Below are 234 nucleotides of genomic sequence, written 5' to 3' on the forward strand. Positions count from 1 at the left end.
CTATGGCGCCCTGGACGCTCCCCGGGAGCCTGGCGAACGCTTGCTGGCCATGGTGGATGATTACGTGGCGCTGGCGGAAAAAGCCGCTCCCGGTGATGAGGCTACGTTGTTGCCGCGATTGGAATCTGCCATGCAGGACTATCTGTTTGCCAAGGCTCGCGACCATGGTGTCGCCCTGTCGGAGGATGAACTGCAGGATGCGCTCGGGTTTGATATCAACCTGAACAGTCAGGG

Annotated in this window: 1 pseudogene; it reads left to right on the forward strand. The window is 60.3% G+C overall.

Annotation, left to right across the window (positions count from 1 at the left end):
* Window positions 1-234: pseudogene (locus A3754_RS27380) on the forward strand (MBL fold metallo-hydrolase); the annotation flags it as partial.

The organism is Alcanivorax sp. HI0083 (assembly GCF_001635175.1).